Here is a 26366-nt window from a genome sequence, read left to right as displayed (position 1 = left end):
CCGGGAGCCGAATGGTGAACTCCCCGGTTGTTCGTCATTCGCTGTTGGCATTGCTGGCGCGCCTGCTTGGGCATCTGAGCAAGCGGCGGCGGCGGCAATTCGTGGTGCTGACGGGGCTCACGGTGATCAGCGCGGCCGCGGAAGTCGTCAGCCTCGGGATCGTGCTCCCCTTCATTGGTGTGCTGGTTGCGCCCGAGACACTTTTCAAGCGCCCGTTCATCGCGAGCCTTGCCGAGGGCTGGGGCATAACGTCGGCCGATCAGCTGGTTTTGCCTTTGACTGTCGCGTTCGTTGCTGCGGCCATCATTGCCGGCGCGGTTCGCATGCTGGTGCTATGGGTAACGACCAGGCTGGCGTTTGCCAGCAGCGCAGATCTGAGTATCGAGGTGTACCGCAGAACCCTCTACCAGCCCTACCCGATTCACGTGTCGCGCAATAGCAGTGAGGTCATCAGCAGCATCACCAACAAGATTGGGGATGCGGTAAACGTGCTTTATCAATTATTGACGCTGGTGAGTTCGTCGATTCTGCTTGTGGCCATCACCATAACGTTGCTGGTTATCAATCCGATGGTCGCCATGGTGGCGATCGCGGGTTTCGGGAGCAGTTATTTTGCGATCAGCTGGATAGCCAGGCGCCGACTGCGCCGAAACAGTGACCGCATAGGCCATGAGTATTCGCAGGTCATCAAGGCGCTTCAGGAGGGGCTGGGAGGCATACGTGATGTGCTGCTCGACGGTGCGCAGGAGGTCTACAGCCAGGTGTACCGGCAGGCGGACTATCCGCTGCGCAGGGCGCAGGGCAACAATGTATTTATCGCGGCCAGCCCGCGATTTGTGGTGGAGGCTGTGGGCATGGGCCTGATCGCCGCGCTCGCCTATGGCTTGAGTCGGCAGCCCGGCGGCGTGGCTGTGGCCCTGCCGGTGCTGGGCGCGCTGGCCCTCGGCGCGCAGAGGTTGTTACCCGCGTTGCAGCTCAGCTACAGCGCATGGGCTGGTATTACGGGAACCCAGGCATCGCTGGCCGGGCTGTTGGAAATGCTGGACCAACCGTATCCAGCGGATTTTCCGAGGGTGAAGCCGCCGGAACCTTTGCAATTGCACGACAACATCCGGCTCAGCGAGGTCAGTTTTCGTTATTCCGCCGGCGGTCCGCTTGTGCTCGATGGGGTGAACCTGACAATTCGCAAAGGCTCCCGTGTTGGTTTTGTTGGTAGCACCGGCAGCGGGAAAAGTACCGCGCTTGACTTGCTGATGGGTCTGCTTGCGCCCTCGGAGGGCGTGCTTTCAGTGGATGGTCAAGTCATCGCCGGAGCCGCCGTCGGTGCGTGGCAGCGTTCGATTGCCCACGTGCCGCAGGCGATCTACCTGGCCGACACGACACTCGCCGAGAACATCGCGTTTGGCGTGCCCAAGGCTGCCATAAACATGGACAGGGTGCGAAAGGCCGCGGCCCAAGCCCAGATCGCTGAGTTCATCGAGAGCCGACGCGAGGGATACAACGTGCTTGTCGGTGAGCGTGGCGTTCGCCTCTCTGGTGGACAGCGGCAGCGGATTGGTATTGCGCGCGCGCTATACAAACGAGCCAGCGTGCTTGTTTTTGATGAAGCTACCAGTGCACTTGATAGCGCAACCGAGCGGTCCGTCATGGGCGCCATTGATGGGCTCGATCGGGAGTTGACGATCCTGATGATCGCGCACCGCTTCACCACGGTGCGCAACTGCGACACCATCGTTCAGCTTGAGGGTGGAAAGGTCGTGGCTCAGGGGACTTATGACGAGCTTATCGCCGGCAGCCCGAGCTTTCAGCGTATGGCACTCGCTGCAAGCCAAGAGCCTTTGCCAATCCAATAAATTTCATCCATTTTTTACGTATGGAAAACCATGTTTACCAATAAAAATATCCTGATCACGGGCGGCACCGGTTCTTTCGGAAGGCAGTATGTCAAAACTATCCTTGAGCGCTACAAGCCGAACAAGCTGATTATTTACTCCCGCGACGAACTCAAGCAATTTGAAATGGAGCAGGACTTTAACCAGGATTGCATGCGGTATTTCATCGGTGATGTCCGTGACCGTGAGCGTCTGATACAGGCTATGAAGGGCGTTGACTATGTGATTCACGCGGCGGCACTCAAGCAAGTGCCGGCTGCTGAATACAACCCCATGGAGTGCATCAAGACCAATATCCATGGCGCGGAGAATGTGATTTATGCAGCCTTGGCAAACGATGTGGAGAAGGTCATCGCGCTGTCAACCGACAAAGCTGCCAGCCCCATCAATCTCTATGGCGCGACCAAGCTGGTTTCTGACAAGCTGTTTGTTGCCGCCAACAACGTCGCCGGTGGACACAAGACGCGGTTTTCCGCGGTGCGATATGGCAATGTCGTGGGCTCACGGGGGTCAGTCGTTCCCTTCTTCCAGAAGCAGATCGACAGCGGCGCCGACCACCTTCCCATCACCGACCCGAGGATGACGCGTTTCTGGATCACCTTGCAGCAAGGCGTGGATTTCGTTCTGAAGAATTTCGAACGGATGCACGGAGGAGAAATCTTCGTACCGAAAATCCCGTCGGTGAAGGTGTCCGACCTGGCGACCGCCATGGCGCCGCAACTTCCCCATAAGATCATCGGGATTCGCCCCGGCGAGAAGTTGCACGAAATCATGTGTCCCGCGGATGATTCGCATCTGACGCTGGAGTTTTCCGATCACTTTGTCATCAAGCCCACCATTCAGTTCTCCAGGTCTGCGGATTTCTCCGTGAACGGGATCGRTGAAAAGGGCGAAGCGGTCGAGCAGGGCGCTGAATACCATTCGGGGAAAAATCCGCATTTCTTGACCATTGAAGAGATTCTGTCCTTCAACCAACTCGCGGCCAAATGATGATTCCTTACGGCCGACAAGACATCTCTCAGGCGGATATCGATGCCGTGGTTGAGGTCCTGCGTTCGGATTTCCTCACACAAGGTCCCGCAATTCCTCGCTTCGAGCAGGCCGTCGCGGTGCATGTCGGCGCCCGCCATGCGGTCGCTGTGAACAGCGCCACATCGGCCTTGCATATCGCTTGCCTGGCACTCGGAGTGGGTCCGGGCGACCGCCTTTGGACGGTGCCCAATACGTTTGTCGCTTCCGCCAATTGCGGCCGTTATTGCGGCGCTGAGGTTGATTTTGTCGACATTGATCCGCAGACCTGGAATATCAGCATCACCGGCCTGCGCGAAAAGCTCGTCGTCGCCAAGGAGCGTGGCCAGCTACCTAAGGTTGTGGTACCTGTGCACTTCAGCGGCCAACCGACCGACCAACAGGCGATCTGGGCGCTGGCCCAGGAGTTCGGTTTTAAGGTGCTGGAAGATGCTTCGCATGCTATCGGGGCGTCACATCATGGCGAGCCGGTCGGTAGTTGCCGCTGGTCGGATATTACGGTGTTCAGTTTCCATCCCGTCAAGATCGTCACGACGGGAGAAGGCGGCTTGGCGCTCACCAACGACGCCATGCTGGCCGAACGCATGGCGCTGTTCCGCAGCCATGGCATTACCAGGGATGTACAGCGATTCCGGGCAACAACAGCCGTCCGAAATATGTCACCGTCAGCGCCAGTGACACCCGCGGCCTGGTATTACGAGCAGCATGAGCTGGGTTACAACTACCGCATGACGGACATCCAGGCCGTTCTTGGTATCAGCCAGCTCGACCGCCTGCAAAGTTATGTGGAGCGCCGCAACCTGCTGGCCCGCCGCTACGATGCCGCATTGGGTAATCTGCCGCTCGCATTGCCCACTATTTTGAAATCCAATATTTCGGCCTTTCACCTTTATGTGGTGCGAGTCCAGCCGGCGCGTACGGCCAAGACCCATCGCCAGATTTTTGATGAACTCAGGTCAAAAGGCATTGGCGTCAATCTGCACTACATGCCGGTTCATCTGCAACCCTATTATCGTGACCTCGGGTTTGTCGCCGGGCAGTTCCCCGAAGCGGAAGCCTACGGAGATCAGGCTATTTCATTACCTCTTTTTCCGACTTTAACCTTCGAGCAGCAGGACGAGGTGGTGCGCGTGATGAGGGAGGTGCTTGGTCATGCGTAGCCGCATTGCTCTCGGTACGGCCCAGTTTGGCATGGCTTATGGCGTCGCCAACCAGCTCGGGCAAATCAACCCAGGCGAGGCCGGTGAAATCCTGCGACGGGCGCAGGCGGCCGGCATGGACACACTGGATACCGCCATTGCCTACGGCGACAGCGAGAAAACATTGGGATCGTTGGGTGTGCGGCAATGGAAATTGGTATCCAAATTACCGGCATTGCCTGAAGCCGGCATCGATGCTGCGGCCTGGGTGCGTTCGGAGTTGAGGGGCTCGCTTATGCGGCTCGGGGTGCCCAAGCTGCACGGCCTCTTGCTGCATCGCTCGCAGCAGCTCCTTGGGCCGCAGGGAGCGGAGCTCTATGCCGCCCTGCGCGATGCGCAGCAACTGGGCCTGGTGGACAAGATCGGTGTGTCCATCTATGGGCCGGAGGAGCTGGACGCGTTGTGGCCGAAATTCCGGCTCGACCTGGTCCAGTCGCCTTTTAATGTGTTTGACCGGCGTTTGGCCAGTTCTGGTTGGCTGGAGCGTATGCGTCAGGCCGGCACGGAAATACATGTGCGCTCGGTGTTTCTGCAGGGTTTGCTGCTGCAGCCGGCTGAGAAGCGGCGTCCGGAATTTTCCGCCTGGCAGGACTTGTGGTCGAAGTGGGACAACTGGCTGGCGGCGCAGCAACTCAGCCCGCTGCGGGCATGCCTTATGTTCGCGTTATCGCATCCTGACATAGGACGGGCTGTTGTCGGCGTGGATGGTGTCAGCCATCTGGATGAAATTCTTGCCGCTCCCACAGTCGACCTGATTGACTTCCCCCAATTCCTCGAGTCTTCGGACTTGCGCCTCATCAATCCCACTCAATGGAAACTGCAATGAAACGTTGTACCAAATGCAATCTTCCCGAAACCCACGAGACGATCATTTTTGACGCCCGGGGTGTCTGCAATATCTGCAACCAGCAGGACTTCAAGAAAGACAGCATTGACTGGGGCCAACGCAAGAAGGACCTGGATGCGCTGGTTGAAGAGTACCGCGGAAAATATGACTACGACTGCATCGTTCCCTTCAGCGGTGGAAAAGACAGCACTTGGACGCTGAATTACCTCGTCAAGGAATATGGTCTCAAACCACTGGTGGTCCGCTTTGATCACGGTTTCATGCGACCCAACCTTGACGACAATGTCAAGCGCACCATGCGAAAGCTGGGTGTGGACATCCATACCTTCACCCCCAACTGGAAGGTTGTCCAAAAGCTCATGTTGCAGAGTTTTCTGGAAAAAGGCGATTTCTGCTGGCATTGCCATACCGGGATTTTTTCATACCCGATGTGGGTCGCCCTGGAGAAGAAAGTCCCTCTGATTTTCTGGGGAGAGCCTTCCGCTGAATACACCGCGTACTACGACTATAGCCAGCCTGAAGAGGTCGATGAGAAGCGCTTTAACCGGTATGTCAACCTTGGCATCACCTCGGACGACATGTTCATCCGGCTGGAGGGCGCGCTGGATCCCCGGGATCTGAAGCCGTACAAATACCCTCCGATCAAGGACCTGCGCGGCCTGGGCTATCGATCGGTGTGCCTGGGCTCCTACATCCAGTGGGACGTTAAAAAGCAGTCTGAAATCATCCAGCGTGATCTGGGCTGGAAAGGGGACCAAGTCGAAAACGTCCCACCCGAATATAGCTACGAAAAGATCGAGTGCTATATGCAGGGTGTCCGCGATTACATCAAATACATCAAGCGCGGCTACTCCCGGCCGTCGCACCTCGTGGCCCTGGACATCCGGCATGGACGGCTCAAGAAGGAGGATGGCGAGAAGTTGATTGCGGAGTACGAAGGCCGCCGGCCACCGAGCCTCGACCTGTTTCTCGAGTTTGTCGGCTTGACGGAGCAGGAGTTCATGGAAATCGCCATGGCGCACCAGGTGTCGCCATACGCCCACGATCCCCGGAAAACGCTGCCCGGCCAGAGAATGGCTGACTACGAACGCTGGAACAAGGATGGGGCCATGGATCGCGCGGATGCCGAGGCACAGGTGATCCGCTGGAAATCCCGTCATGTCTGACTGTTTGAGTTACGAAGGGATGGTTGTTTGATGAACGCGCAGGTCGTTGGCATCGTCGACTATCAGTCGGGGAACATCCGTTCGGTGGTGAACGCGGTGGAGGCCGTCGACGTGCGGTCCATTCTGGTAAGCAGCCCTCGAGACCTGGACGGCTGCTCGCATTTGGTCCTGCCCGGAGTCGGCGCTTTCGGGTTCTGCGCGGATCGGCTGCGGGCGAGCGGCCTGCTGGAGAACATTGAGCAGTGGGTTCTGCGCGACGAAAAACCGCTTCTGGGCATTTGTGTAGGGATGCAATTGATGGCCGACCATAGCGAGGAACTCGGCTCCCACCCCGGTTTGGGGTGGATTGGAGGGGCCGTCCGAAAGCTGGAGAAACCCGCCGGAGATGCCGCGATCCATGTGCCGCATGTGGGGTGGAACGAGGTCCTCTTCAAGGAGTCCTTCGGCCTTTTCAAGGAGGGCGAGTCGGTGGATTTTTATTTTGACCACTCGTTCGCCTATCACGCACCCAGGTTAGGGCGCGAAATCGGCTCGTCCCATCACGGCCAGCATTTCAGCGCACTGATCAAACGGGGCAATCTGGTTGCCACACAGTTTCATCCGGAAAAAAGCCAGGCGGCGGGAATGCGCTTGCTCAAATCATTTCTGGCGATGTAGGCCATGCTCAAAAAAAGAATAGTTCCCAAACTGCTGATCAAGAACAAGGCCTATGGTCGATTGGTTCGGCCCATCTTGGTGACGACCCGAAACTTTGACCAGGTTTTCGAAGTGGGGGACCCGGTTTCGCAGGCCAAGGTGTATGAGGCACAGCTGGCGGACGAATTGATCGTGCTCAATATCGACAGTTTGCCTATAGCCGAGGATTTCGCGCTTCTGGGCGTGATCGAGAAATTGGCTTCCGAAACATTTATGCCCATTGTGGTGGGCGGGGGGGTGCGGACCCCGGATGATTTCTCTTTGCTGTTGGAGCGGGGCGCCGACAAAGTTTCAATCAACGCAGCCGCGGTACTGGATCCCGAATTGATCACGCGGGCCGCCGAACGCTTCGGGGCTCAATGCGTTGTCGTGTCCATTGATTTCCGGTATGACCCCGTTCGGCAGCGGCATATCGTGTTCACGCACAAGGCATCCGTCAACACCGGCCTGGATGTGGTGACCTGGGCGCGGCAGGCGGCTGAGGCGGGTGCTGGAGAGATATTGCTGACCGATGCCGATCGGGATGGGCAGGGTGGTGGGCTGAATGTCTCGCTTGGGCGAGAGGTCGTCGACGCCGTCGATGTGCCCGTGATTCTTTCGGGCGGTTGCGGCGTGGCGCAGCATTTTATTGAAGGCTTCCAGGCGGCAGGTGCGGAGGCGATTGCGGCCGGCACCTTCTTTTGCTTCAGGGACCAAAACCCCATGCAGGCGCGCGCTCACGTCAGAAGCGCTGGCATTCCCATCCGGATCGGAACCTGACATGCACCTTGATTTACCGCATATTTCGATGGGGGATGCCGGCAGCCTGTTCGTGCTGGCGCCGGAACACGTCACGGACAGCTATGTCTGCTGGCTCAATGACCCTGAAATCAACCGGTATCTTGAAAGCCGCTTTGTGACTCACACTGCGGAGTCGACGCGAGCCTTCGTCGCCTCGGTGCTGGCGTCGCCCAACAACCTTTTTCTGGGTATCTGGAGCCAACAGCTGGCGCGGCATGTGGGCAACATCAAACTTGGCCCCATAGACCCGCACCATGAAACCGGCGACATCGGCATTCTCATCGGGGACAAGGCGGCCTGGGGCAAGGGCCTTGCCACCGCGGCAATCAAAGCGGTCTGCGCAATAGCCACAACCCATCTCAAGCTGCGTAAGCTGACCGCCGGCTGCTATGCCTCCAATGCGGGAAGTCGGAAGGCTTTCGAAAAAGCGGGCTTTCTGGTTGAAGGTGTGCGCCCCGCGCAGTTCCTGCTGGATGGTAAAGCGGAAGATCTGGTGTTGATGGGGCGTATTTTGAAATGACAGGGCTCTCATGGAAAAAGTACTGATTCGGCGCAAACGTCGGGGGCACGCATGAACACCGTTGCCATTGTGCAGGCGCGCATGGGATCCACCCGCCTACCCAATAAGGTCATGAAACCGGTGGGGGGTGTTCCCATGGTTGAGGTGCTGCTGGCTCGCCTGGCATGTGCCCGGGAAGTCGATGAGGTGATGGTCGCGACCTCGGTGGATGCGTGCAACCAGCCCCTGTTTGACCATGTGACCGCGCTGGGATTCAAATGCTACCGAGGCAGTGAAAACGATGTGCTTGATCGTTACGCTCAGGCCGCCCGGCTCGCGAAAGCGGATGTGGTAATCAGGATTACAGGTGATTGTCCACTGGTTGATCCTGTATTGGTCGACGAGGCAATTCGCTTGTTCCGGGCTTCCAACGTCGATTATTTGAGCAATGTGTCCCCGCCGACCTTTCCGGATGGGCTCGACATTGAGGTCTTCACCGTGCAAGCGCTCGAAAAAGCGGCGCGTGAAGCGTCACGGCCCTTTGATCGCGAGCATGTAACGCCTTATCTGCGGACAAACGACCAGTTCAGACGGGTGGGCCTGCAGCACGATGAGGACCTGTCAGGTCTGCGTTGGACCGTGGACGAGTCGGCGGACTATGAGGTGATGTCCAAAGTGTTCACCCATTTCTCGCCCGACATTCACTTCGGCTGGCAGCAGGTTTTGCAGTTGCAACGCAGCCAGCCTGAAATTTTTGATATCAACAAGAACCTGCTTCGCAACGAAGGATCGATTATGGGTACCGGTCAAAAACTCTGGAAACGTGCCAAACAAGTCATACCCGGCGGCAACATGCTGCTCTCCAAGCGGGCGGAGATGTTCCTCCCGGACCAATGGCCGGCCTACTTCAGCAAGGCCAAGGGCTGCAAGGTGTGGGACCTGGACGGCAAAGAGTACATCGACATGTCCATCATGGGCATAGGCACCAATACGCTCGGCTACGGGCATCCGGAAGTGGACGAGGCGGTGCACCAGACCGTCACGGCGGGCAACATGTCCACTTTCAATTGCCCGGAGGAGGTCTACCTGGCTGAACGCCTGGTCGAACTGCATCCCTGGGCCGACATGGTCCGCCTGGCGCGTAGCGGGGGAGAGGCCAATGCCGTGGCGATCCGCATCGCCCGTGCCGCTTCCGGCCGCGACAAGGTCGCCATTTGCGGTTATCACGGGTGGCATGACTGGTACCTGGCCGCCAACCTGGGAGACGAGCAGAATCTGGCCGGACACCTTCTGCCGGGCCTCGAACCCAAAGGCGTGCCGCAGAATCTCCGCGGCAGCGTGCTGCCCTTTCGGTACAACAACTTCCCTGAGTTGCAGGCGCTTGTCGAAAACCACGAGATCGGCGTGATCAAAATGGAAGTTTCGCGCAACATGGGCCCCGAAGACGGGTTTCTGGAGAAGGTGCGCAAGCTCGCGACGGACAACGGCATTGTGCTGATCTTTGACGAATGCACTTCCGGTTTTCGGCAGACTTTTGGCGGCCTGCATTCGCTGTACGGCGTTGAGCCCGACATGGCGATGTTCGGCAAGGCGCTCGGGAACGGCTATGCCATCACTGGAACCATCGGGCGCCGCGAGGTGATGGAGGCCGCGCAGACGACGTTCATCAGCAGCACTTTCTGGACGGAGCGGATCGGCCCGGCCGCAGCGCTCAAGACCCTGGAAGTGATGGAGCGGGAAAAATCCTGGGACGTCATTACCGCCGTGGGCAATTCCATTAAAGAACGTTGGGCCCGGCTGGCCGTTGAACACGGCTTGCAACTGGAACAGTGGGGCATGCCGGCCCTGGCCGGATTCACGCTCGCCGGGCCCAATTCGCTGGCTTACAAGACCTTCATCACGCAGGAGATGCTGGCCAAGGGCTACCTGGCCAGCAACAGTGTTTACGCGTGCACAGAACACACGCCCGAGGTCATAGACGGCTACTTCAACGCATTGGCGCCGATTTTTGGCGTGATACGCGAATGCGAGGATGGCCGTGACATTCACACGCTGCTCAAGGGGCCCGTCTGCCACGCCGGCTTCAAACGCCTGAACTGACACGGCCGCACCGCACATGAACATTGTCTTTCGCACAGACGCGTCGTCGACAGCCGGCACAGGGCACGTCATGCGTTGCCTGACGCTGGCAAGGGCGTTGCGCGAGCGCGGAGCGGCGGTTTCGTTTGTGTGCCGTGAGCACGCCGGTCATCTTTGCGCGTTGATTCTTGAAATGGGCTTCGCGGTACACCGGCTGACGGGCTGCGACGCTCCGGGTGCTACCGGCGAAGACGCCCTCGCACATGCCGGCTGGCTCGGCGCCACACAGGCCCGGGATGCCGCCCAGACACTCGCGGCCATCCAGGCGACGGGCGTAAAGCCGGACTGGCTCATCGTCGACCATTATGGGATTGACCAGTACTGGGAAAAAAGCCTGAGGCCGGCTGTCGGCCGCATCATGGTGATTGATGATCTTGCCGACCGGCAGCACGACTGTGACGTATTGCTCGACCAGAATCTCGTGGCGGAAATGGACATCCGTTACCGCGCCAGGGTGCCCGCCGCCTGCAAACAGCTATTGGGCCCGTCCTACGCGCTGTTGCAACCGGACTATGCCGGGCGGCATGAACGTGCCATCCCGAGAAAGGGGGCCGTGCGGCGCATCCTGATCTATTTCGGCGGCGCCGACGTGGACAACCTGACCGGCCGCAGCCTGGACGCATTCCTGCGCCTGGGGCGGGATGACATCGACGTTGACCTTGTGGTGGGCAACGGCATGTATGGCGAGGCGATTCGCAGGCAAGCAGCGGACCGGCCCAATATTCACATGCATGGCCGGCTGCCGACGCTTGCTCCGCTGATCGAAGCCGCCAGCCTGGGGATAGGCGCCGGCGGGTCGACAAGCTGGGAACGGCTTTGCCTGGGCCTGCCTTCCATCGTGATTGCGCTCGCTGACAACCAGGTGCCCATTGCGGCGGAATTGGGCAGGCGGGGCCTGGCTTGTTCGCTCGGATTCCATCGGGATGTCGATGAGGCCCTGATCGCCGCCAAACTTGCCGAAATCGTCGGCGAAGGATTGAATGGGCAGTGGTCGCAAAAATGCCTTTCCATAGTGGACGGCCGTGGCGTGCAGCGCGTTTGCGCAGTTTTGTGCTCGGCAGGAGTCGCCGCGCTGCGTAACCGCCTTGCCACTGCCGCCGACGAAGGCTTGCTGCTTGAATGGGCGAATGACCCCGAAACGCGGCGTAACGCACTGGTGCCGGGAAAAATCGAAGCTGCGACCCATAAGCAGTGGTTTGAGAGGCGTCTGAACAATCCCGAGGGCTGCCGGATTTATATTGCCGAAACCGCCGACGCGGTACCCGCGGGGCAAATTCGCTTCGAGCAGGCTGACGGCGGCTGGGAGGTGCATTACGCCTTGGCGCCTGATTTTCGGGGGCTGGGACTCGGGCGCCTGATGCTGGAACAGGCGCTGGCCACTTTTGCCGGCGGAGTTGGGGACGTTTTGGTCATCGGCCGCGTGAAAAGCGACAATCGTGCCTCGCTGCGGATATTTGAATCACTCGGATTTGACGCCGCATTTGACGGGCAATTCCAGGTTGTAACGATGAAAAGGCGGGCGCGGGCCAGGCGCGCCCAACCCATACGCGAAGGATCATGATGCAAATAGGCCATCGAAAAATCGGCAGAGAGGCGCCCCCGTTTGTGATCGCTGAAATGTCCGGCAATCACAACCAATCACTCGAACGGGCACTCGAAATTGTCGAGGTTGCGGCGAAGACCGGTGCGCACGCGCTGAAAATCCAGACTTACACGCCGGACACCATGACGCTGGATCTGGATGAACGCGAATTCCACATCAATGACCCCAAAAGCTTGTGGGCCGGCACCTCGCTCCACAAGCTTTACGGCCAGGCCTACACGCCTTGGGAATGGCACAAGCCGATTTTTGACAGGGCACGCGAACTGGGGATCATCGCGTTCAGCACGCCTTTTGATGACACGGCCGTGGACTTTCTCGAAAGCCTGGATGTCCAGTGCTACAAAATCGCGTCTTTTGAAAACACGGACCTCCCGTTGATCCGCCGGGTGGCGGCCACCGGCAAGCCGCTGATTATTTCCACCGGCATGGCTACGGTGGCGGAGCTCGATGAAACCGTCCGGGCAGCTCGTGCGGCTGGCTGCAAGGACATGGTGCTGCTCAAATGCACCAGCACTTACCCCGCCACGGCGGCAAACACCAACATTCTGACCATTCCGCATCTGCGCGAATTGTTTGATTGCGAAGTCGGCCTGTCGGACCACACCATGGGCGTGGGCGTATCCGTGGCCAGTGTGGCGCTGGGCGCGACCGTAATTGAAAAGCACTTCACACTCAATCGCGCCGATGGTGGCGTGGACAGCAGCTTTTCCATGGAGCCTGGCGAGATGGCGCAACTGGTCGTGGAAACTGAACGCGCGTGGCAGGCGTTGGGGCAGGTGAGCTACGGCGTTACCGAAGCCGAAAAGCCGTCGCTGCTTTTCAGGCGTTCCATCTATATTGCGCAAGACCTGAAATCCGGAGACGCGTTGACGCGCGAAAACCTTCGCTGCATTCGTCCCGGCCTGGGGCTGCCCCCAAAGTACTACGAAATGCTGCTGGGGCGAAAGGTAAATAAGGACGTCAAAAGGGGGGCTCCCATGTCTTGGGACTTAATAGGGTAATCGAGACGTAAAACGACGTTATATTTTTTTAAATGCGTTTTGCTGCGAATGTATTTTCGGCACTGGGTATGTGCGTGAATGCTTTCCAAATCCCAAGGAACCGAAAATACAGAAGCTCATCGGGGGGCCAAAAAATTGATAATCGAAAAAGCGTCACTTCTGTCGTTCGTAAGATTGATTGGACGCGTTTGACAAGGACTATTTAACTTGCGAAGTTTCTGTCGAAAATCACAGGTTGAAAGAGATATACGACGGGGTCTCCCTACACCACACATAAACCATGAATTATTCTTTTAAAAATAAAGCCCAAAAAATTCTAAGAGCAAGGGGGGATGATTGGTTAACGGATGTCATATTGAATTTGTTTGGCATCTTCAAGTATGTGCATCCAAATTTAATTACTCTGACTGGGCTCATATTAAATTTTTGCATTCTGTATGCGATAACGCATGGAATGTTTTTGGCGACTGTGTTTATGCTTGTTGTCAGGTATTTGGCGGACTGCCTTGACGGAGGGGTTGCAAGAAAATACAACAAAAAATCAAAGATAGGAGGCGCGTTGGATACTTGGTCCGACACTATTCTTGTGTATGTATCCGCAGTTGGCATTTTTTATCTATTTAAAATACCCTACGGTAGCGAGGTCGGGGCGTTTTTATCCTGTTTAAATTTATACATGATGTCGCTGTCCGATTCTTTGGTGGATCACGCTGGGATGAAGATTGGTGGAGATTGGCCGAGTGACATATATGCGTTTCTAGTGAACAACAGCTATATCCTATTTTTCCTGAAAATCGCGATGATCTACGTCCCCATGCATACCGCTCGCGTGCTCTGATTTGATCTAAATCTAAATCTAAATCTAAATCTAAATCTAAATCTATAGCTTGGCTTATATCCCTGAGCGCTAAGATGGGATCGAGAGTCTGGTTCTCCTCTGCACTGATGTCAGCCTGCTGTCGACACGGCGCTGGGCCATCTTGAAAGGCGGAGTGCTAAATGGCGGACATTTCGCAATTAGGAGTTTTTAATGGGCATTGGTGTTGACGAGGTTAACAAGGCTAGAGATTACTGGGACGTGGTCGGTAAAAATGCCCCCGAAAATTGCAAAGATCATTGGGTGGATGGCAGCGGAAACCCCCTGCCGGACACGCTCTACCAGGAGGTCGGCGCCTACGTGCTGAAAGGGCTGGACGGCATGCGCGAAAGCAGCGCTGGCCCGCGCCGTGTGCTGGAGATAGGCTGCGGCACGGGGAAAATTCTGAGGGCGCTTAAAGCGCTGCGCCCCGGGCTCGATCTGTCCGGCATTGATTTTTCGCAGGAGCAGCTCCGCCACGCGCACAGTACCGTACCTGGCGCAAAACTCTTCAAAGGTGATCTGGAGGAATTCGTTGCTGCGTCGGTCGCCAATCCTCAAGAGGCAGGCACTTACGACCTGATTTTTTTACACAGCGTTATTCAATATTTCCCGTCCGCCGGGTATTTTGAGAAATTCCTGGCCATGTGCGGCGGATTGCTCAGGCGGGGTGGAGCGCTATACTTGATTGATACGCCAATCGATTGGTACTACGATCAAATGCAGGGAACGCCCCGGCAGACGGCTTTGACACCGGTAAAAAACTTCGTCAAGAAACTTATTCGCTATCAGCCCAAGGTTCAGCCCCTTCCTGTGACCGCCAGCGAATTGTTGGGAGGAAAGCAAATTGAGGTTCCCATATTTCCCGGATACTGGGCCAGCCCCGAAATGATCCAGGAGTTTGCGGAAAGTCAGTTCGAAGATTTCCGCTTTGAGTACCAATTGTTTAAAAGCAAACCGGTGCTTTATCGCAAGTACCGACCCTCTTTCCTGTTGCTTGGAAAGAAATAAGTGGCCTCATCCGGGCATTCAAATGGATTCCACGCGCGGCGAGCTTTTCCTGGCACTCGCGTTTTCCGCTACGTGAAGATATCGGCTGCCTAGGATAATTTATGAAATGCGCATGCATACTCGCAGCGGGGACAGGATCCCGGCTGAAGAAATACACCCAGGATCGGACCAAATGCATGGTCGAGGTCAACGGCGACAAACTGATCGACTACACCATCCGATCTCTGCAGGCCGGCGGCATTGGGACTATTTTCATGGTCGTCGGATACCGCGGCGAGGATCTGTTGCTGCATGTGAAGCAGGTTTTCCCGGACCTTGATATTCGTTTCATTGAAAACCCCATCTTTGCGTCGACCAACAACATCTACTCTTTGAAGCTCGCGCTGCCTGTCCTAGGGGAGTACGAGGAAGTTGTGCTAGTTGAGAGCGACCTGTGGATCGAGCGTTCGGTTGCCGTTGATTTCCTGCGGGACACACGTGAAAACGTTGTGCTGGTGAGCCCTTTTCGTTACTGGATGGATGGCACCTGTGTAACAGTAGGCGTGGACAAGCAGGAGATAAGCGGGTTTGTGGCCAAGGCAGACGTACATCTTTACCCCATTGAGCAGTTGTTCAAAACTGTCAACTGGTACAAGTTTTCGGGAAAATTCCTGCGCGACATCTACTCGCATTTCATCAACGCGTATGTCGACGCATTCGGAAAAAATGCTTACTACGAGGACGTGCTCAAGGTCATCGCTCCGGTCACGCCGGGCTTGTTCGTGTCTTGCATTATCGATGAAAGGCACTGGGCGGAAATTGATGACGAGGAAGATCTGTCCAGAGCCGAACTTATTGCGTCGCCGCCCGGCGACGGCGCCCACAACCTGGTCCAGCGTTTCGGTGGGTTCTGGAAGTACAAATTTATCGACGACCTGACTTTATTGGTGAACCCGTTTTTCCCCCCGCAGGGCATGATGAACGAGTTGTGCAATGAGCTTGGCGGCGCCCTGCGCGAATACCCGTCCAAGCTTTCGGTCATTTCGCGGATTGTCGCGAAGTCCTTGCCCTGTGAGTCGGAGCAGATTGTTGTCGGCAACGGCGCGTCCGAGATCATGCTCGCCCTTTTCGATGAGTTGAAGGACCGCCAATTCGTTATTGCGCCGCCTTTTTTCCTCGAGTACCAACGCCTTATCGGAGGGCGGTTGTCTGTCTATGAGCGTGAGTTTCCGGCCGTCAGCCTCGAAAGTGCGCTCGATGGCATGGTCAACGACTCCGCCGCCGACATTATCCTGGTCAATCCCAACAACCCAACCGGGGAACTCTGCCAGTTGGAGGCGCTTCTGGAATCGCTTCCGAAGCTCGCCAAGCAGGGGCGACGGTTGATCGTTGATGAGTCCTTCGTCGACTTTTCCGGTGTCAATGCGACGCTGCTTACCGAGGCCGTCGTCAATGCGCACAAGAATCTTCTGATCATCAAGAGTTTCGGAAAAAGCTTCGGAGTCCCCGGTGTGCGCCTCGGTGTGCTTGTCTCTGCCGACCTGCAGTTGATCGAACGTGTTCGCGGCAGGCTGCCCATATGGAATATTTCTTCCAGTGCGGAGGTGTTTCTCGATTTGCTGCCCCGGTACAAAAAAGAATACCAGCGTGCGTTGACAAGCCTCAGGCGGGAGCGCGAGCACTTTGAGTTGCAACTGGAGGAAATGAAGGTTAGGTATTTCGCATCGCAGGGGAACTTCGTGTTCTTCCAGTTGGCGGAACGGCCGGATTGCGGCTTCGAGGAGTACTGCTATAAAAAAGGCTTGCTCGTGAAAAAAATTGTGGGCAGGGCGGGGTTGAGGGGCACTTACTATCGTATCGCCGTCCGCATGCGGGAGCAGAATCTGCGCGTGACGGACGCGATCCGAGAATATTTGGCTGAAGGTACTGTGTGATTTACGAAGAAAAGCATTCTTGCGCGGCATGTGTGAACCTCTTGGAGGTGGCTGCCCAATGAACAGTATCTGGCGCAAATCGATCATGACTTCCCATTCGGAAGGCGGCAACGGCGTTCTGCTTATTGAATCGACCCAAAGCAATGTGTCGCTCCATGAGTTATGCGTGTATACGCACATCATCTCCTGTGCAAAGCAGCTGCTCCCCGTTTTTATCAATCGGATCGGGCAGGCGTCGACCTTGAAAGATGTTTTACCGCGTTATTTTGAAAAATTTCAAATTGTCGAAGACGTGAAACTGTCGGGAGGTTCGCGCCTGTGGCTGTTCGCGATTTCAGCCGCGCTTTGGCTTTACCAGTTCTTTCGCAGGAATCTTGTTGACCTCCATTGGCGCGGGGAACTGGTGGGCGACATTGTCTACGACCAGTATCTTGCGGGTACCCAAAAAGGAACTGTCGATTATTTCGACGGCCGACTCGTCAAATACATCTATATCACTCTGAGAGCGGTGGAGCGCGATCGCAGGTTGCTCGACCAGATCAAGCCGATGGCCGTGCTTTTGTCGCACCGGGTGGGGCTTAACTCCGCGCCGTTAGCGGTTCTATGCCAGCAACAATCCCTGCCTATTTATTCCTTCGGGGGCGGCGAGTACGGGACCATGATCGTGTCGCGGACAAGGAAGTCGTACGAGTACCGGACGACCGTCGAGGATCTCGAGCCGCTCTTGAGCCTCCCCCCTCAGGAGTTCGACAAGTTGTTCGAGTCAATTCGGGACGAGCTGTTCAAGGGCTCCTACAACGCCGATGCCAAATTGGCCTTCGCCAACAAACTGTTTTCCGATCGCCAGGAGTTCGCCTCCGCCTTTGGCCTTGATGCAACGAAGAAAAATATCTTCGTCATGCTGCATGCTTTTACCGATTATCCTCATTCGCATTTCAATGGAATGCTGTTTGCGGACTTTCTCGACTGGTTTCTCAAAACCCTTGAATTCGCCTCCGACAACAAGCACGTCAACTGGATTTTCAAACAGCATCCATCCGCCCATTTTTATCCGGTTGTGGATGTGGATTGGGACGCCTTGGTTCGCAAGTACAGCTCCGGTAACGTGATTTTTATGCCGCAAGGAGTGGATTTCGATTCAAGAAGTATTTGCCATGTCGGCGATGCGACTATTACTTGTCTAGGGTCGGCCGGCTTTGAGTTCGGCGCCTTGGCGAGAATCCCGACGATCACAGCGGGCGACAATCCGTATGTGGAAGCTGGCTTCGCGATTTACCCGAAGACCCTGGCCGAATACTTTGAGGTGCTGAAAAACCTTCACAACCTGCCCAAGCTGGATGATGAGGCGTTGAAGAAGGCCAAAGGCACGTTCATGTTCATCCACAGATTTTCCCGAGTACCGATGCATGCATTCCTCAATCTCTCACATGCGGAAAGCCGCGAGCTCCAGCATGGAGACGCCTATTTCGCCAGGATTGATGCGCATGCGACGGAAAATCAAGAACTGATTGCGCGCGAACTTCAGAAGTACATCGCCGTGGTCGCCGCCCCCGAATTTCACGCCTTGCGCTCCTCACCTCAAGAATACTGAAACACTCGCATGATCTCTCTACTTCGCCGGTTCAAGCGTTTCGTGCATGCAGTCTGGGCTCGATGGGTGCTGCGATATCGCGGTTTTGATGATTTCTATTCGTTTCCGTTTGAGGTGTCCGATCCGCTGAACGAGCATGCGGAGGCTACGCTCGAAAAGGGTTGCGGCCTGCTTGAGTCCCTGGGGGTTGATTATTTTCTTTGCGACGGAACCATACTCGGGATCGTGAGGGACGATCGCCTGATTCCACACGACAACGACATTGATGTTTGTGTTGTCGGTGCCATTGATGTGGCGCGTGTCAAGGCCGCTTTTGCCGCCTGCGGATTCACTGTGGGGCGCGAGCTGTACTACCGCGGCGTCATGCAGCAGTTGATTTTTTACTCCGCGGAGCATGTGATTTTCGACATCTGCTTCTGGCATAAAAAGGGAGATGGATTTGGTTACCAATTTGTGCCCGAACTCAAAAAAGGCCGTAGGCAGCACGACCATTATTGCGACTCGCACGACTACGTTACTTTCCGCGGAAAGAGCTACCCCACTCATGCGAACATAAAGCAGTGGCTCCGGGAGCACTATGGGGATGATTGGACCATTCCCAAACAGGTGAAGGGTGACTGGCGGCTCGATGTGAAAGACATTATTGCGTGAACTGCGCAATTGTTGTGCCCGTGTACCGCACGGAGCTTTCATCCCTTGAACGGCTGTGTCTGATGCGATTGCGTCATCTCTTTCCCGTCAACGTTTATCTGGCAGCCCCGAAAGGTTTATTCCTAGGCGAGTATTTGAACCTGTGGCCCGAGCTCCAAATCAAAGTCTTTGACCCAGCATACTTTGCCAGCGTCAAGACCTACAACAAACTGATGCTTGACCCCCGGTTCTACGAATCCTTTGCGGGGGCGTATGACTGGATGCTCATACACCAGCTGGATGCTTTCCTGTTCCACGGCGACCTCGAATCCTTCTGCGAGATGCCGTTCGATTACTTCGGGGCGCCGTGGTTGCCTGGGCAACTGGTGCATCCGTTGATCCACAAAGGCTATCTTCTCAAGCTGCTCGGGACGCGGGTTAGCGTGGGGAATGGCGGCCTTTCGCTGCGCCGCTTGCGCCCCACCCTTGAATTGCTCACCGCGCCCGAGGCCAAGCCCCATCGCTGGGAAGCGAATGAGGATGGCTTTTTTGCCTACTGGGGAAGGAGGAGCCGCAAGTTCAAGAGCTGCCCGATGGAGGTCGCCGCCAGGTTCGCATTTGAGGCTCATCCAGAAGCTTTGTATGCATTAAACGGAAACACCTTGCCGTTGGGCTGCCATGGCTTGCCAAAATACAGCCAGAAGTTCTATGCAGCACTGATGCTCCCGCTCTTGGCGCAGATGGAGCAAGTGGAGCCGCGTCTTGTAGATGCCGCCATGGCAGCATTGTTGCAAGGTCAATCAGCTGCCGGGTTGAACTTCCCTGCTGATGCGAATACTGAAACCTGAAAAGAGAAAAAGAAACGATGAGGAGCTAGCCGCGGACGCCGCTCCGGTCCATGCGGGACTGACGAATATCAATGGAGTCGAGCTGGCATTGCCAATTTTCAACGGTTATTGGGTCGACCCTGATAGCTTCTACGGATTCCCTTTTGCACAGATTTCCATTGAGATGCAGTCTTACCCGGAAAAGCCGCTGACCTATCGGAAATTCAGATTCGATGTGCTGATGAAGAATTTGGCATTCGTCGATAATTGACCGCAGATCCCGCGGAGAAATATTAGTGAGTATGAATAAGAAATCGTTCAATCTGGGTGCCGCAGTATTCGCGATCGTGGTGCTGTTGGCAATTGCGATGATGCTGCACTCGAGCCGCGTTGGAGGCTTCCAGCAGATCCAAGCCATCACGATGTGCCAGGCCGCACTGAAGAAGGCCTCCGGTGACCCAAAAAGCGCGGACATTCCATTGGTGAAGAGTGTGGGTACCGAGATGGAGTACCGTTTCGTTTGGGATGCCACGACGCAGATGGTTCATGTGCGAAACGGGCGCGGCGAAATAGAGGCGATGGCCGCCATGTGCCTAGTGGATGGACCCACCAAGCGCGTTGTTGGTTTGACGCTCGGCCGTCGGTCGATTATTTAGCTGCCGTGCGTGGCGGTTGATTCGGCCACTCCCAACCTTGCAATCTGCGGCGCGCTATTGCACGGTGGCTTTTTCGCCGTTTGCCAACTGGCGCTCCTGATGGTTGGGCGGCGTCTGGTGTCCGTGTTTGCCGCTGCCCCGCGGCTTCATCAACAAAGCTCTTTTTTCAACCAGGTGCCACGAGAGGTAGGCCAGCATCGTCGCTGCGACCAGAGAGCAGATGGCAAGAAGCCAGTACGGCGCTGTCTTGCCCAAAGCGAGTACGACGACTTGTTGTACCGGCCAAGCATAGAGGTAAACGCCGTACGAAAGATCGCCATGGCGGCCGGCATTTTTCAGCAAGGGCCACGCGCGTACGGCGATGCTGATCGTCACAATCGGAACTATGAAAAATAGTGTCGTGCTGTATTCAACGAAGAGAGCCGCGACCAGCCCCAATACCACCGCGAAGGCGATAGCCAAGCGGTTATGGGCGACGACGAGAACCGAATGATAGGTGTTGATGACTGCGCCAAAGAAGAATATCGCTGCGAAGTACAGCCACGCGGCCAGACTGGGGAATTGATGCTGCCCAGAAGCGTAGGCGGTGCTGGCCTTCTGCCCGCCAAAAACGAACAGGAAATAAATGACACTGGAGGCAAGCAGGATGGGCAGGACCACGCGATGGCGCAATACCCCTAGAAGTCCCGAAATGCCTAGGGCCAGATAGCACCACGCTTCAATGGGGATGGTCCACAAGGATCCGTTCGAGCTGACAAATGGGTTGGCGGGAAAAAGAACCCCCCGAGAAAGACCGAAATACAGCTCATGCAGGTATTGCCGGTACTCTGCAGACAGGAAGTACTGGCGCGGACCTGACTGCGAAACCAGAGGCCCGAGCAGGAATGCCGTGAGCAGAGTCACCACCGCCAAGGCTGGCCATATCCTCAGAAATCGGCGAGCCATGAATCTCGGGAGGTGAGGGTCGCGCTGCCAGCTTTGCATGACGAGGAATCCGCTGATGGAAAAAAACATCAACACCCCGAGATTGCCCAAACTGTGCTGACCTATGATCAAGGGCTCAGCGCGCCCTGAAAGCGCGAACTGATGGCTCAGCAGCACAAAAAGGGCGCCGAGCAACCTCACGCCATCGAAGTTATTGGAATGCCCATCCGCTGAAGATGTTCTTGTCGCGTCCTTCACCATGGGGGCCCTTGATAGTTCAGTGCCATAATTTTATCGCCGGGTGCGCATGACGCTGGCCCGGCTCCCGCCGGTGCCGCAAGGGTTTGGGTGATGTGTTTAAACACGTGTGCTGAGTTAAGTTATCAGGGCCTAGTGGAGTAACATGGTCGATCCGGTTTTTGGTGGAGGCAAACCGCTTTATTTCTGACTGCTCTTGCTGTTCGATGCGGCGAAGACGATAAAAACCTAATTTCAATATGCACGCTTCGATACAAGAGATTTTTGATAAAAGCAGCAGGCTGACTGCCGGATTAGTTGCAGGTAAAAATTACCAATACTTTCTTCATGCGGTTGTGGTATTGCAGCTGGCGCTGTTGGTCCTTTCGCTGCTTTATACCAATACTGGATTGTTTTTCTATTGCCTGAAAGCCTTGCTAGCCTTCAGTGTGCTCAGGATTGTCCTTGAACGGGTTGGCAAAAACCCATATTGGCCTCTCGACTGGCTGGTTGTGTTGCCGGGCGTATGGGCGGTGATTTACGGCTTTTCCAACGGTAACATTGGAGCGAGAGCCGAGCTGGCAGTCTTTGTGATGGCGCCGGTTGTTTACCTGCTGATATTCAGCAGGCCTGTATTTGGGGTGTCTTCACTGAAATACATTGAGCCCGCGCTCAAGGCAATATGCGCTGCGAACCTGTTGGTGTTTTACTTCCTGTTTTTCACCGAAAGCGGCGACTTGCGTTCCCTGCTTGAGACCGCAACGCTTTTCCGTATTCAATTCCCGGATGGCTATACCAAAGTTTACTCCCTGCAGATTACGCCCTTGATTTTTCTGCTTCCCGTGATGGCGGCTTATTATTATTTCAAGCCGTCGTTGGTAAATTTTCTGCTGATCACGGCCGCTTTGCTCATGGCCCTACTGTCAGGGCGTAAAGCCATCCTTGTTCTTTTCACCGCCCTGGCCGTTTGCACCTTGCTCTACCATGGGTTTCGCTATCGCAATCTGAAGATGGTGGCGAAATTGATGGCGCCCTGCCTGCTGGCTGTGGCGATTCTTCCGCATATCGCGGTTTTTGAAACGACCCTCTATGCCCGAGCCATGTTCGATTCCTTTCCTGAGTTGCGTGGCTCGGTCAAGCACAGGGATGTCCAGGCGCGATTTGATCCCATGATGAAGCTAGAGGGCGAGTTCGCAAGTTTGTACGCATTGCCAAGCAATGCTTGTGCCATGGAAAACTACCTGAGCACCGGGCTTGAATCGGACAAGCTGGGAGCGGTAATCCGGCGGGCGCAGATAAGCACGCTGGTGCAGGAAATCTCGGCCAAGCCATGGTTCGGCTCGGGGCTGGGATATGTCACGACGAACTGTATTCGGTCCGAGCAGCAGCCGTGGAGATTCGAGATGACCTACTTGGGCATGGCTTTGAATATAGGCCTCGTAGGCATGGCCATCTTCGTGCTTGCCTACCTTCGCTGGCTGATAAAAGCACTGTCGCCACCGCTACCCCAGCGGCTGACCGTTCCTCTCGTCTGCGGAAGTGTTTTTTTCCTGATCTGCTCAGCGTCCAACGCCTATATCCTGTCCGTCGAGTACCTGTGGATATTTTTTATTCCATTTTTTATCTCCAGAGTGTCGCCCGAGGTCGCTGTGCTTGAGCCAAGGAAGGCCGGAGTCCGCAATGCCGCCTGAGACAAGCGCTACCTGCTTGGGGGAATTACCGCCAGAGCGCGGCCGGGCCGAAGGCGCTTCGCCTCTTTTATCCATTGTCACTGTCACGAGGAATTGCGAAGCTACCCTTGAGCGGACTCTTGCATCCGTGCGGAGCATCAAGACGCCAGCCATACAGTACATCGTGATTGACGGCGCCTCGACAGATTCGACGCTTGCGATCATCTCGCGGTATGGTGATATCGTGGATGTTCTGGTTTCGGAGGGGGACAGCGGTATCTACAATGCGATGAATAAAGGCGCAGCACTCGCATCCGGCGAATACACCCTGTTTCTTAACGGCGACGACCACCTCCTGCCGTGGGGGTTCAATCAGGCCGTGGCTCTGCTAAGCCGGGATCGGCCCGAGGTTCTTAGCTGCCGGAGCGAGGCGGTATCGGAGACCGGTGAGTCGCTTGGCCTGTTGAAACTTTCGGCCTGGCGGCTGTTTTTCTTCAATACCGTTCCGCACTTGACTACCTTTATCCGTACCGACCTGCAGAAAAAGTACAGATTCAGGGAGCAGTTTAAAATCGCAGCGGACTACGACCTGTTTCTCCGTCTGTTTCTCCGGCGGCATCGCTTCAGCACCTCTGAATTGGTCACCGCCACCCACTACCGCGGTGGTTTTTCGGGCAACGTTCCGATGACGATCCAGGAATGCCGCCAGATACGGAGGGAGAATCTTGGCTGGGCCGTGTACGCATTGACCCGCGTACTTGAAGCCGGCAATGAAATTCTTAATTCAATGCTGCGCAGAGGGCGGCATCTGGGTGGTAATTCGTCTCAAAGCCCTTCGCGAAAGCGCTGAGTTCGTTGGCATCAATATCAATCCGGAAGCTCCTTTCATCATGGCTCGTCCGCACATAAACCTTGTTCAACGCTTTCGGCGTGGCCTCGCATGAGGTGCTGCGTCATTGGCGGAGCGGGGTTTCTCGGCTCCCATCTGGTATCCGCCTTGCGCGAGACGGGCCGTGATGTCCTGGTGGTCGGCCGGAGCGACCGGGGTACCGTCAGATTGCCGCCCGGCGTGGCCTACCTTCAGGGCGACATCCAGAACCGGGCTTTTATTTCGAATGCTTTGGCGGGCGTGGGGGAACTGGTGGATCTTGCTTATTCCAGCGTGCCGAAAACGAGTTTCGAAAATCCAATCCAGGACATTGCAGATAATCTCCCCGGTTCGGTGGCGCTGTTTGATGTGGCAAGTGGCCTGAACTTGCGAAAAATGGTTTTCGTGTCTTCGGGCGGCACGGTCTATGGGGAGCCGCTGCAACTGCCTATCACGGAAACCCACCCCACCAATCCGATTTCTCCATACGGCATCACCAAGCTGGCATTGGAAAAGTATGCGCAGGTTTATCATCGGATGCGGCAGTTGCCTGTCCTCTGCGTGCGGCCTTCAAATCCGTATGGCGAGCGGCAAAGGCCGTATATCGGACAAGGCTTCATCGCAACCGCGATGGCCTCGATGCTTTCGGGTCGGGAGATCCGGGTTTTTGGGCAGCACGGCACCATCAGGGACTATATCTACGTCCAGGATGTCGCAGAGGCTTTGATTTGCGCACTCGACAAAGGGTTGCCGGGAGAGTCCTACAACATTGGCAGTTCGGTGGGGCTATCCAATAGTGAGGTGCTGAGTGAAATATCCCGAGTCGCCCTCGCCTCGGGCGTGCAGCCGCGGATCACCCATGTTGAGCCGCGATCATTTGACGTAAGCGCCAATATTCTGGACGTGGAAAAACTGCGGACTCYGTCAGGCTGGCAACCAACGACGGTTTTTGCCGAGGGAATTGCAAGAACCTGGGACTGGTATTGCAAAAACCCCGGCACTCACTGACGCTTCAGCCCATGCGATTACTTTTCTGTTGTCAGTTTTATGCACCCAGCGTCGGGGGCGTGCAGGAAGTCATGCGTGAGCTGGCCGAGCAACTGACGCTCAGGGGGCACCAGGTCACGGTCGCTACATCGCAGCTGCAGGACCGGGGTTTCCGGTCGCTCAATGGTGTGGCAATAGAGGGTTTCAGCGTCTCCGGCAATGGGGTATCTGGCATGACCGGCGAGGTTTCAAGGTACCGGCAGTATGTCATCGACGGAGGGTTTGATGCGGTCATGATCATGGCAGCGCAGCAATGGACCTTTGACGCGCTCTGGCCCGTTTTTGACCAAATTAAATCCCGGAAAATTTTCATTCCGTGCGGTTATTCGGGCTTTTACGAACCTTCGTATGCGGGGTACTTTGAGCAGCTTCCGACCGTTCTCAAACAGCTCGATCATCTGGTTTTTCATTCCACCGACTACCGTGACATCAATTTTGCCCGCAGCTGCGGATTGAAGAATTTCTCGGTGATCCCGGTCGGTGCGAGCCGGAGCGCGTTCGATGTTGAACCTGACGACACGTTTCGTTCCACGCATGGCATACCGGCGCAATCCTTTGTCTTTTTTACCGTGGGCACCTTCACCGGCTTGAAGGGACATCTTGAGCTTGCGCGGGCGTTCTCGCTGCTCAAACTCGAGAAAAATGAACACGCCACTCTCGTGCTGAACGGCAATCAGGTCAAGGCACCCGCGCATGGGGTTTCCGATACCTACAAAAAAATTGTCCACCTGATCAAGGTACAGGGATTGCCTTATTTGCTCAAGAAGGCTTTCAGGATCGTCTGGCCGGGTGGCAGTGACTTGCTCAAAACGATCGAAAAGATCAATCGGTCCCAGGCTCAAAAAACCGTCTTGTTGACTGATTTTCCGCGCAAGGATTTGACGCAACTGTTCATGGCGGCGGACCTGTTTGTCTTTGCGTCGAAGATTGAATATTCGCCCCTGGTCTTGTTCGAAACCGTGGCGGCCGGGACGCCCTTCCTGTCCGTGGGAGTGGGGAATGCCTCCGAGATTGCGCGATGGACGGGGGGGGGCGTCATGTGTCCCTCCACGGTCGACGCAAAAGGCTACACGCAGGTGCGCGAAGAGGATTTAGCCGCCGCGATGGCGGAGCTGATGCGGGCTCCGGAACGCCTTGAGGCACTGGGTCGTGCCGGACGGAAGAGCTGGAGCGAGAAATTCAATTGGGAGAAAATAGCCGGGCTATACGAGCAGGTGCTCCTGGGCTCAGTCACCGAACGGCCGGAGCGCGCTGCCGTTGCCGGGCCTTCAACATGAACTTTCTC

The 26366-nt window shown here is 56.1% G+C and carries 24 protein-coding genes; 23 read left to right on the top strand and 1 reads right to left on the bottom strand.

Annotated elements, in window-relative coordinates:
- Positions 1–11: 11 nt before the first annotated feature.
- From AC1DUN_RS02470 to AC1DUN_RS02380, 19 genes are all read left to right on the top strand, one after another.
- Positions 12–1853: an ABC transporter ATP-binding protein gene (locus tag AC1DUN_RS02470; RefSeq protein WP_477712560.1), complete on the top strand. Its 1842-nt coding sequence runs from the start codon at positions 12–14 to the stop codon at positions 1851–1853.
- 30 nt (positions 1854–1883) lie between these two features.
- On the top strand, positions 1884–2882 hold the full coding sequence (pseB, locus tag AC1DUN_RS02465; protein WP_477712559.1) for a UDP-N-acetylglucosamine 4,6-dehydratase (inverting): 999 nt from the start codon (positions 1884–1886) through the stop codon (positions 2880–2882).
- Positions 2882–4081, top strand: coding sequence for a UDP-4-amino-4,6-dideoxy-N-acetyl-beta-L-altrosamine transaminase (pseC, locus tag AC1DUN_RS02460; protein WP_477713119.1), 1200 nt, complete (start codon positions 2882–2884; stop codon positions 4079–4081). The genes pseB and pseC overlap by 1 nt, the downstream gene beginning before the upstream one ends.
- The gene (locus AC1DUN_RS02455) at positions 4074–4946 is read left to right on the top strand and encodes an aldo/keto reductase (RefSeq protein ID WP_477712558.1); all 873 of its coding nucleotides are present in this window, start codon (positions 4074–4076) and stop codon (positions 4944–4946) included. Before pseC ends, AC1DUN_RS02455 begins: the two co-directional genes overlap by 8 nt.
- Positions 4943–6133 (top strand): N-acetyl sugar amidotransferase, encoded by a 1191-nt coding sequence (locus tag AC1DUN_RS02450; RefSeq protein ID WP_477712557.1) that lies wholly within the window; start codon positions 4943–4945, stop codon positions 6131–6133. The genes AC1DUN_RS02455 and AC1DUN_RS02450 overlap by 4 nt, the downstream gene beginning before the upstream one ends.
- Positions 6134–6163: 30 nt before the next feature.
- Positions 6164–6790, top strand: a complete 627-nt coding sequence (gene hisH, locus AC1DUN_RS02445; protein ID WP_477712556.1) for an imidazole glycerol phosphate synthase subunit HisH — start codon at positions 6164–6166, stop codon at positions 6788–6790.
- Between the two features lie 3 nt (positions 6791–6793).
- Positions 6794–7588 (top strand): imidazole glycerol phosphate synthase subunit HisF, encoded by a 795-nt coding sequence (gene hisF / locus AC1DUN_RS02440; protein ID WP_477712555.1) that lies wholly within the window; start codon positions 6794–6796, stop codon positions 7586–7588.
- Between the two features lies 1 nt (position 7589).
- Positions 7590–8129: a GNAT family N-acetyltransferase gene (locus AC1DUN_RS02435; protein WP_477712554.1), complete on the top strand. Its 540-nt coding sequence runs from the start codon at positions 7590–7592 to the stop codon at positions 8127–8129.
- A gap of 51 nt (positions 8130–8180) precedes the next feature.
- Complete coding sequence (locus AC1DUN_RS02430; RefSeq protein ID WP_477712553.1) at positions 8181–10208, top strand: aminotransferase class III-fold pyridoxal phosphate-dependent enzyme; 2028 nt, start codon at positions 8181–8183, stop codon at positions 10206–10208.
- A 16-nt stretch (positions 10209–10224) separates the two neighbouring features.
- The gene (pseG, locus tag AC1DUN_RS02425; RefSeq protein WP_477712552.1) at positions 10225–11808 is read left to right on the top strand and encodes a UDP-2,4-diacetamido-2,4,6-trideoxy-beta-L-altropyranose hydrolase; all 1584 of its coding nucleotides are present in this window, start codon (positions 10225–10227) and stop codon (positions 11806–11808) included.
- Positions 11808–12851, top strand: coding sequence for a pseudaminic acid synthase (gene pseI / locus AC1DUN_RS02420; RefSeq protein WP_477713118.1), 1044 nt, complete (start codon positions 11808–11810; stop codon positions 12849–12851). The genes pseG and pseI overlap by 1 nt, the downstream gene beginning before the upstream one ends.
- Before the next feature lie 280 nt (positions 12852–13131).
- Positions 13132–13689 (top strand): CDP-alcohol phosphatidyltransferase family protein, encoded by a 558-nt coding sequence (locus AC1DUN_RS02415; protein ID WP_477712551.1) that lies wholly within the window; start codon positions 13132–13134, stop codon positions 13687–13689.
- 192 nt (positions 13690–13881) lie between these two features.
- The gene (locus AC1DUN_RS02410; RefSeq protein WP_477712550.1) at positions 13882–14718 is read left to right on the top strand and encodes a class I SAM-dependent methyltransferase; all 837 of its coding nucleotides are present in this window, start codon (positions 13882–13884) and stop codon (positions 14716–14718) included.
- Positions 14719–14819: 101 nt separating this feature from the next.
- Positions 14820–16631 (top strand): aminotransferase class I/II-fold pyridoxal phosphate-dependent enzyme, encoded by a 1812-nt coding sequence (locus AC1DUN_RS02405; RefSeq protein ID WP_477712549.1) that lies wholly within the window; start codon positions 14820–14822, stop codon positions 16629–16631.
- Positions 16632–16716: 85 nt separating this feature from the next.
- On the top strand, positions 16717–18222 hold the full coding sequence (locus AC1DUN_RS02400; protein WP_477712548.1) for a hypothetical protein: 1506 nt from the start codon (positions 16717–16719) through the stop codon (positions 18220–18222).
- Between the two features lie 9 nt (positions 18223–18231).
- Positions 18232–18873 (top strand): LicD family protein, encoded by a 642-nt coding sequence (locus AC1DUN_RS02395; protein WP_477712547.1) that lies wholly within the window; start codon positions 18232–18234, stop codon positions 18871–18873.
- Positions 18870–19700: a DUF5672 family protein gene (locus tag AC1DUN_RS02390; RefSeq protein WP_477712546.1), complete on the top strand. Its 831-nt coding sequence runs from the start codon at positions 18870–18872 to the stop codon at positions 19698–19700. The genes AC1DUN_RS02395 and AC1DUN_RS02390 overlap by 4 nt, the downstream gene beginning before the upstream one ends.
- Positions 19681–19950: a hypothetical protein gene (locus tag AC1DUN_RS02385; protein WP_477712545.1), complete on the top strand. Its 270-nt coding sequence runs from the start codon at positions 19681–19683 to the stop codon at positions 19948–19950. Before AC1DUN_RS02390 ends, AC1DUN_RS02385 begins: the two co-directional genes overlap by 20 nt.
- A gap of 31 nt (positions 19951–19981) precedes the next feature.
- Positions 19982–20335, top strand: a complete 354-nt coding sequence (locus AC1DUN_RS02380; RefSeq protein ID WP_477712544.1) for a hypothetical protein — start codon at positions 19982–19984, stop codon at positions 20333–20335.
- A 54-nt stretch (positions 20336–20389) separates the two neighbouring features.
- On the opposite strand, the gene AC1DUN_RS02375 is transcribed toward AC1DUN_RS02380, so the two are convergent.
- Entirely contained in the window at positions 20390–21520 is a 1131-nt protein-coding gene (locus AC1DUN_RS02375) for an acyltransferase family protein (RefSeq protein WP_477712543.1), read from the bottom strand.
- 236 nt (positions 21521–21756) lie between these two features.
- On the opposite strand from AC1DUN_RS02375, the gene AC1DUN_RS02370 reads away from it, so the two are divergent.
- The 4 genes from AC1DUN_RS02370 to AC1DUN_RS02355 all read left to right on the top strand — a co-directional run bounded on the left by AC1DUN_RS02370 (position 21757) and on the right by AC1DUN_RS02355 (position 26358).
- Entirely contained in the window at positions 21757–23187 is a 1431-nt protein-coding gene (locus tag AC1DUN_RS02370) for a hypothetical protein (protein ID WP_477712542.1), read from the top strand.
- Positions 23177–24016: a glycosyltransferase family 2 protein gene (locus AC1DUN_RS02365; protein WP_477712541.1), complete on the top strand. Its 840-nt coding sequence runs from the start codon at positions 23177–23179 to the stop codon at positions 24014–24016. Before AC1DUN_RS02370 ends, AC1DUN_RS02365 begins: the two co-directional genes overlap by 11 nt.
- A gap of 90 nt (positions 24017–24106) precedes the next feature.
- Positions 24107–25042, top strand: coding sequence for an NAD-dependent epimerase/dehydratase family protein (locus AC1DUN_RS02360; protein ID WP_477712540.1), 936 nt, complete (start codon positions 24107–24109; stop codon positions 25040–25042).
- 11 nt (positions 25043–25053) lie between these two features.
- Entirely contained in the window at positions 25054–26358 is a 1305-nt protein-coding gene (locus AC1DUN_RS02355; RefSeq protein ID WP_477712539.1) for a glycosyltransferase family 4 protein, read from the top strand.
- The last annotated feature ends 8 nt before the right edge of the window (positions 26359–26366 follow it).

It is taken from the genome of Polaromonas sp. P4_F6 (assembly GCF_056401275.1).
This window is presented reverse-complemented; position numbering and strand designations above follow the sequence as displayed.

Bases quoted from the DNA above. Each gene is read 5' to 3' on its own strand.
- AC1DUN_RS02370 (WP_477712542.1), top strand. From the start codon at position 21,757: ATGCACGCTTCGATACAAGAGATTTTTGATAAAAGCAGCAGGCTGACT.
- AC1DUN_RS02395 (WP_477712547.1), top strand. From the start codon at position 18,232: ATGATCTCTCTACTTCGCCGGTTCAAGCGTTTCGTGCATGCAGTCTGG.
- AC1DUN_RS02415 (WP_477712551.1), top strand. From the start codon at position 13,132: ATGAATTATTCTTTTAAAAATAAAGCCCAAAAAATTCTAAGAGCAAGG.
- pseC (WP_477713119.1), top strand. From the start codon at position 2,882: ATGATTCCTTACGGCCGACAAGACATCTCTCAGGCGGATATCGATGCC.
- pseG (WP_477712552.1), top strand. From the start codon at position 10,225: ATGAACATTGTCTTTCGCACAGACGCGTCGTCGACAGCCGGCACAGGG.
- AC1DUN_RS02355 (WP_477712539.1), top strand. From the start codon at position 25,054: ATGCGATTACTTTTCTGTTGTCAGTTTTATGCACCCAGCGTCGGGGGC.
- AC1DUN_RS02435 (WP_477712554.1), top strand. From the start codon at position 7,590: ATGCACCTTGATTTACCGCATATTTCGATGGGGGATGCCGGCAGCCTG.
- AC1DUN_RS02410 (WP_477712550.1), top strand. From the start codon at position 13,882: ATGGGCATTGGTGTTGACGAGGTTAACAAGGCTAGAGATTACTGGGAC.
- pseI (WP_477713118.1), top strand. From the start codon at position 11,808: ATGCAAATAGGCCATCGAAAAATCGGCAGAGAGGCGCCCCCGTTTGTG.
- AC1DUN_RS02400 (WP_477712548.1), top strand. From the start codon at position 16,717: ATGACTTCCCATTCGGAAGGCGGCAACGGCGTTCTGCTTATTGAATCG.
- AC1DUN_RS02385 (WP_477712545.1), top strand. From the start codon at position 19,681: ATGCGAATACTGAAACCTGAAAAGAGAAAAAGAAACGATGAGGAGCTA.
- AC1DUN_RS02455 (WP_477712558.1), top strand. From the start codon at position 4,074: ATGCGTAGCCGCATTGCTCTCGGTACGGCCCAGTTTGGCATGGCTTAT.
- hisF (WP_477712555.1), top strand. From the start codon at position 6,794: ATGCTCAAAAAAAGAATAGTTCCCAAACTGCTGATCAAGAACAAGGCC.
- AC1DUN_RS02375 (WP_477712543.1), bottom strand. From the start codon at position 21,520: ATGGTGAAGGACGCGACAAGAACATCTTCAGCGGATGGGCATTCCAAT.
- AC1DUN_RS02380 (WP_477712544.1), top strand. From the start codon at position 19,982: ATGAATAAGAAATCGTTCAATCTGGGTGCCGCAGTATTCGCGATCGTG.
- hisH (WP_477712556.1), top strand. From the start codon at position 6,164: ATGAACGCGCAGGTCGTTGGCATCGTCGACTATCAGTCGGGGAACATC.
- AC1DUN_RS02450 (WP_477712557.1), top strand. From the start codon at position 4,943: ATGAAACGTTGTACCAAATGCAATCTTCCCGAAACCCACGAGACGATC.
- AC1DUN_RS02430 (WP_477712553.1), top strand. From the start codon at position 8,181: ATGAACACCGTTGCCATTGTGCAGGCGCGCATGGGATCCACCCGCCTA.
- AC1DUN_RS02405 (WP_477712549.1), top strand. From the start codon at position 14,820: ATGAAATGCGCATGCATACTCGCAGCGGGGACAGGATCCCGGCTGAAG.
- AC1DUN_RS02470 (WP_477712560.1), top strand. From the start codon at position 12: ATGGTGAACTCCCCGGTTGTTCGTCATTCGCTGTTGGCATTGCTGGCG.
- AC1DUN_RS02365 (WP_477712541.1), top strand. From the start codon at position 23,177: ATGCCGCCTGAGACAAGCGCTACCTGCTTGGGGGAATTACCGCCAGAG.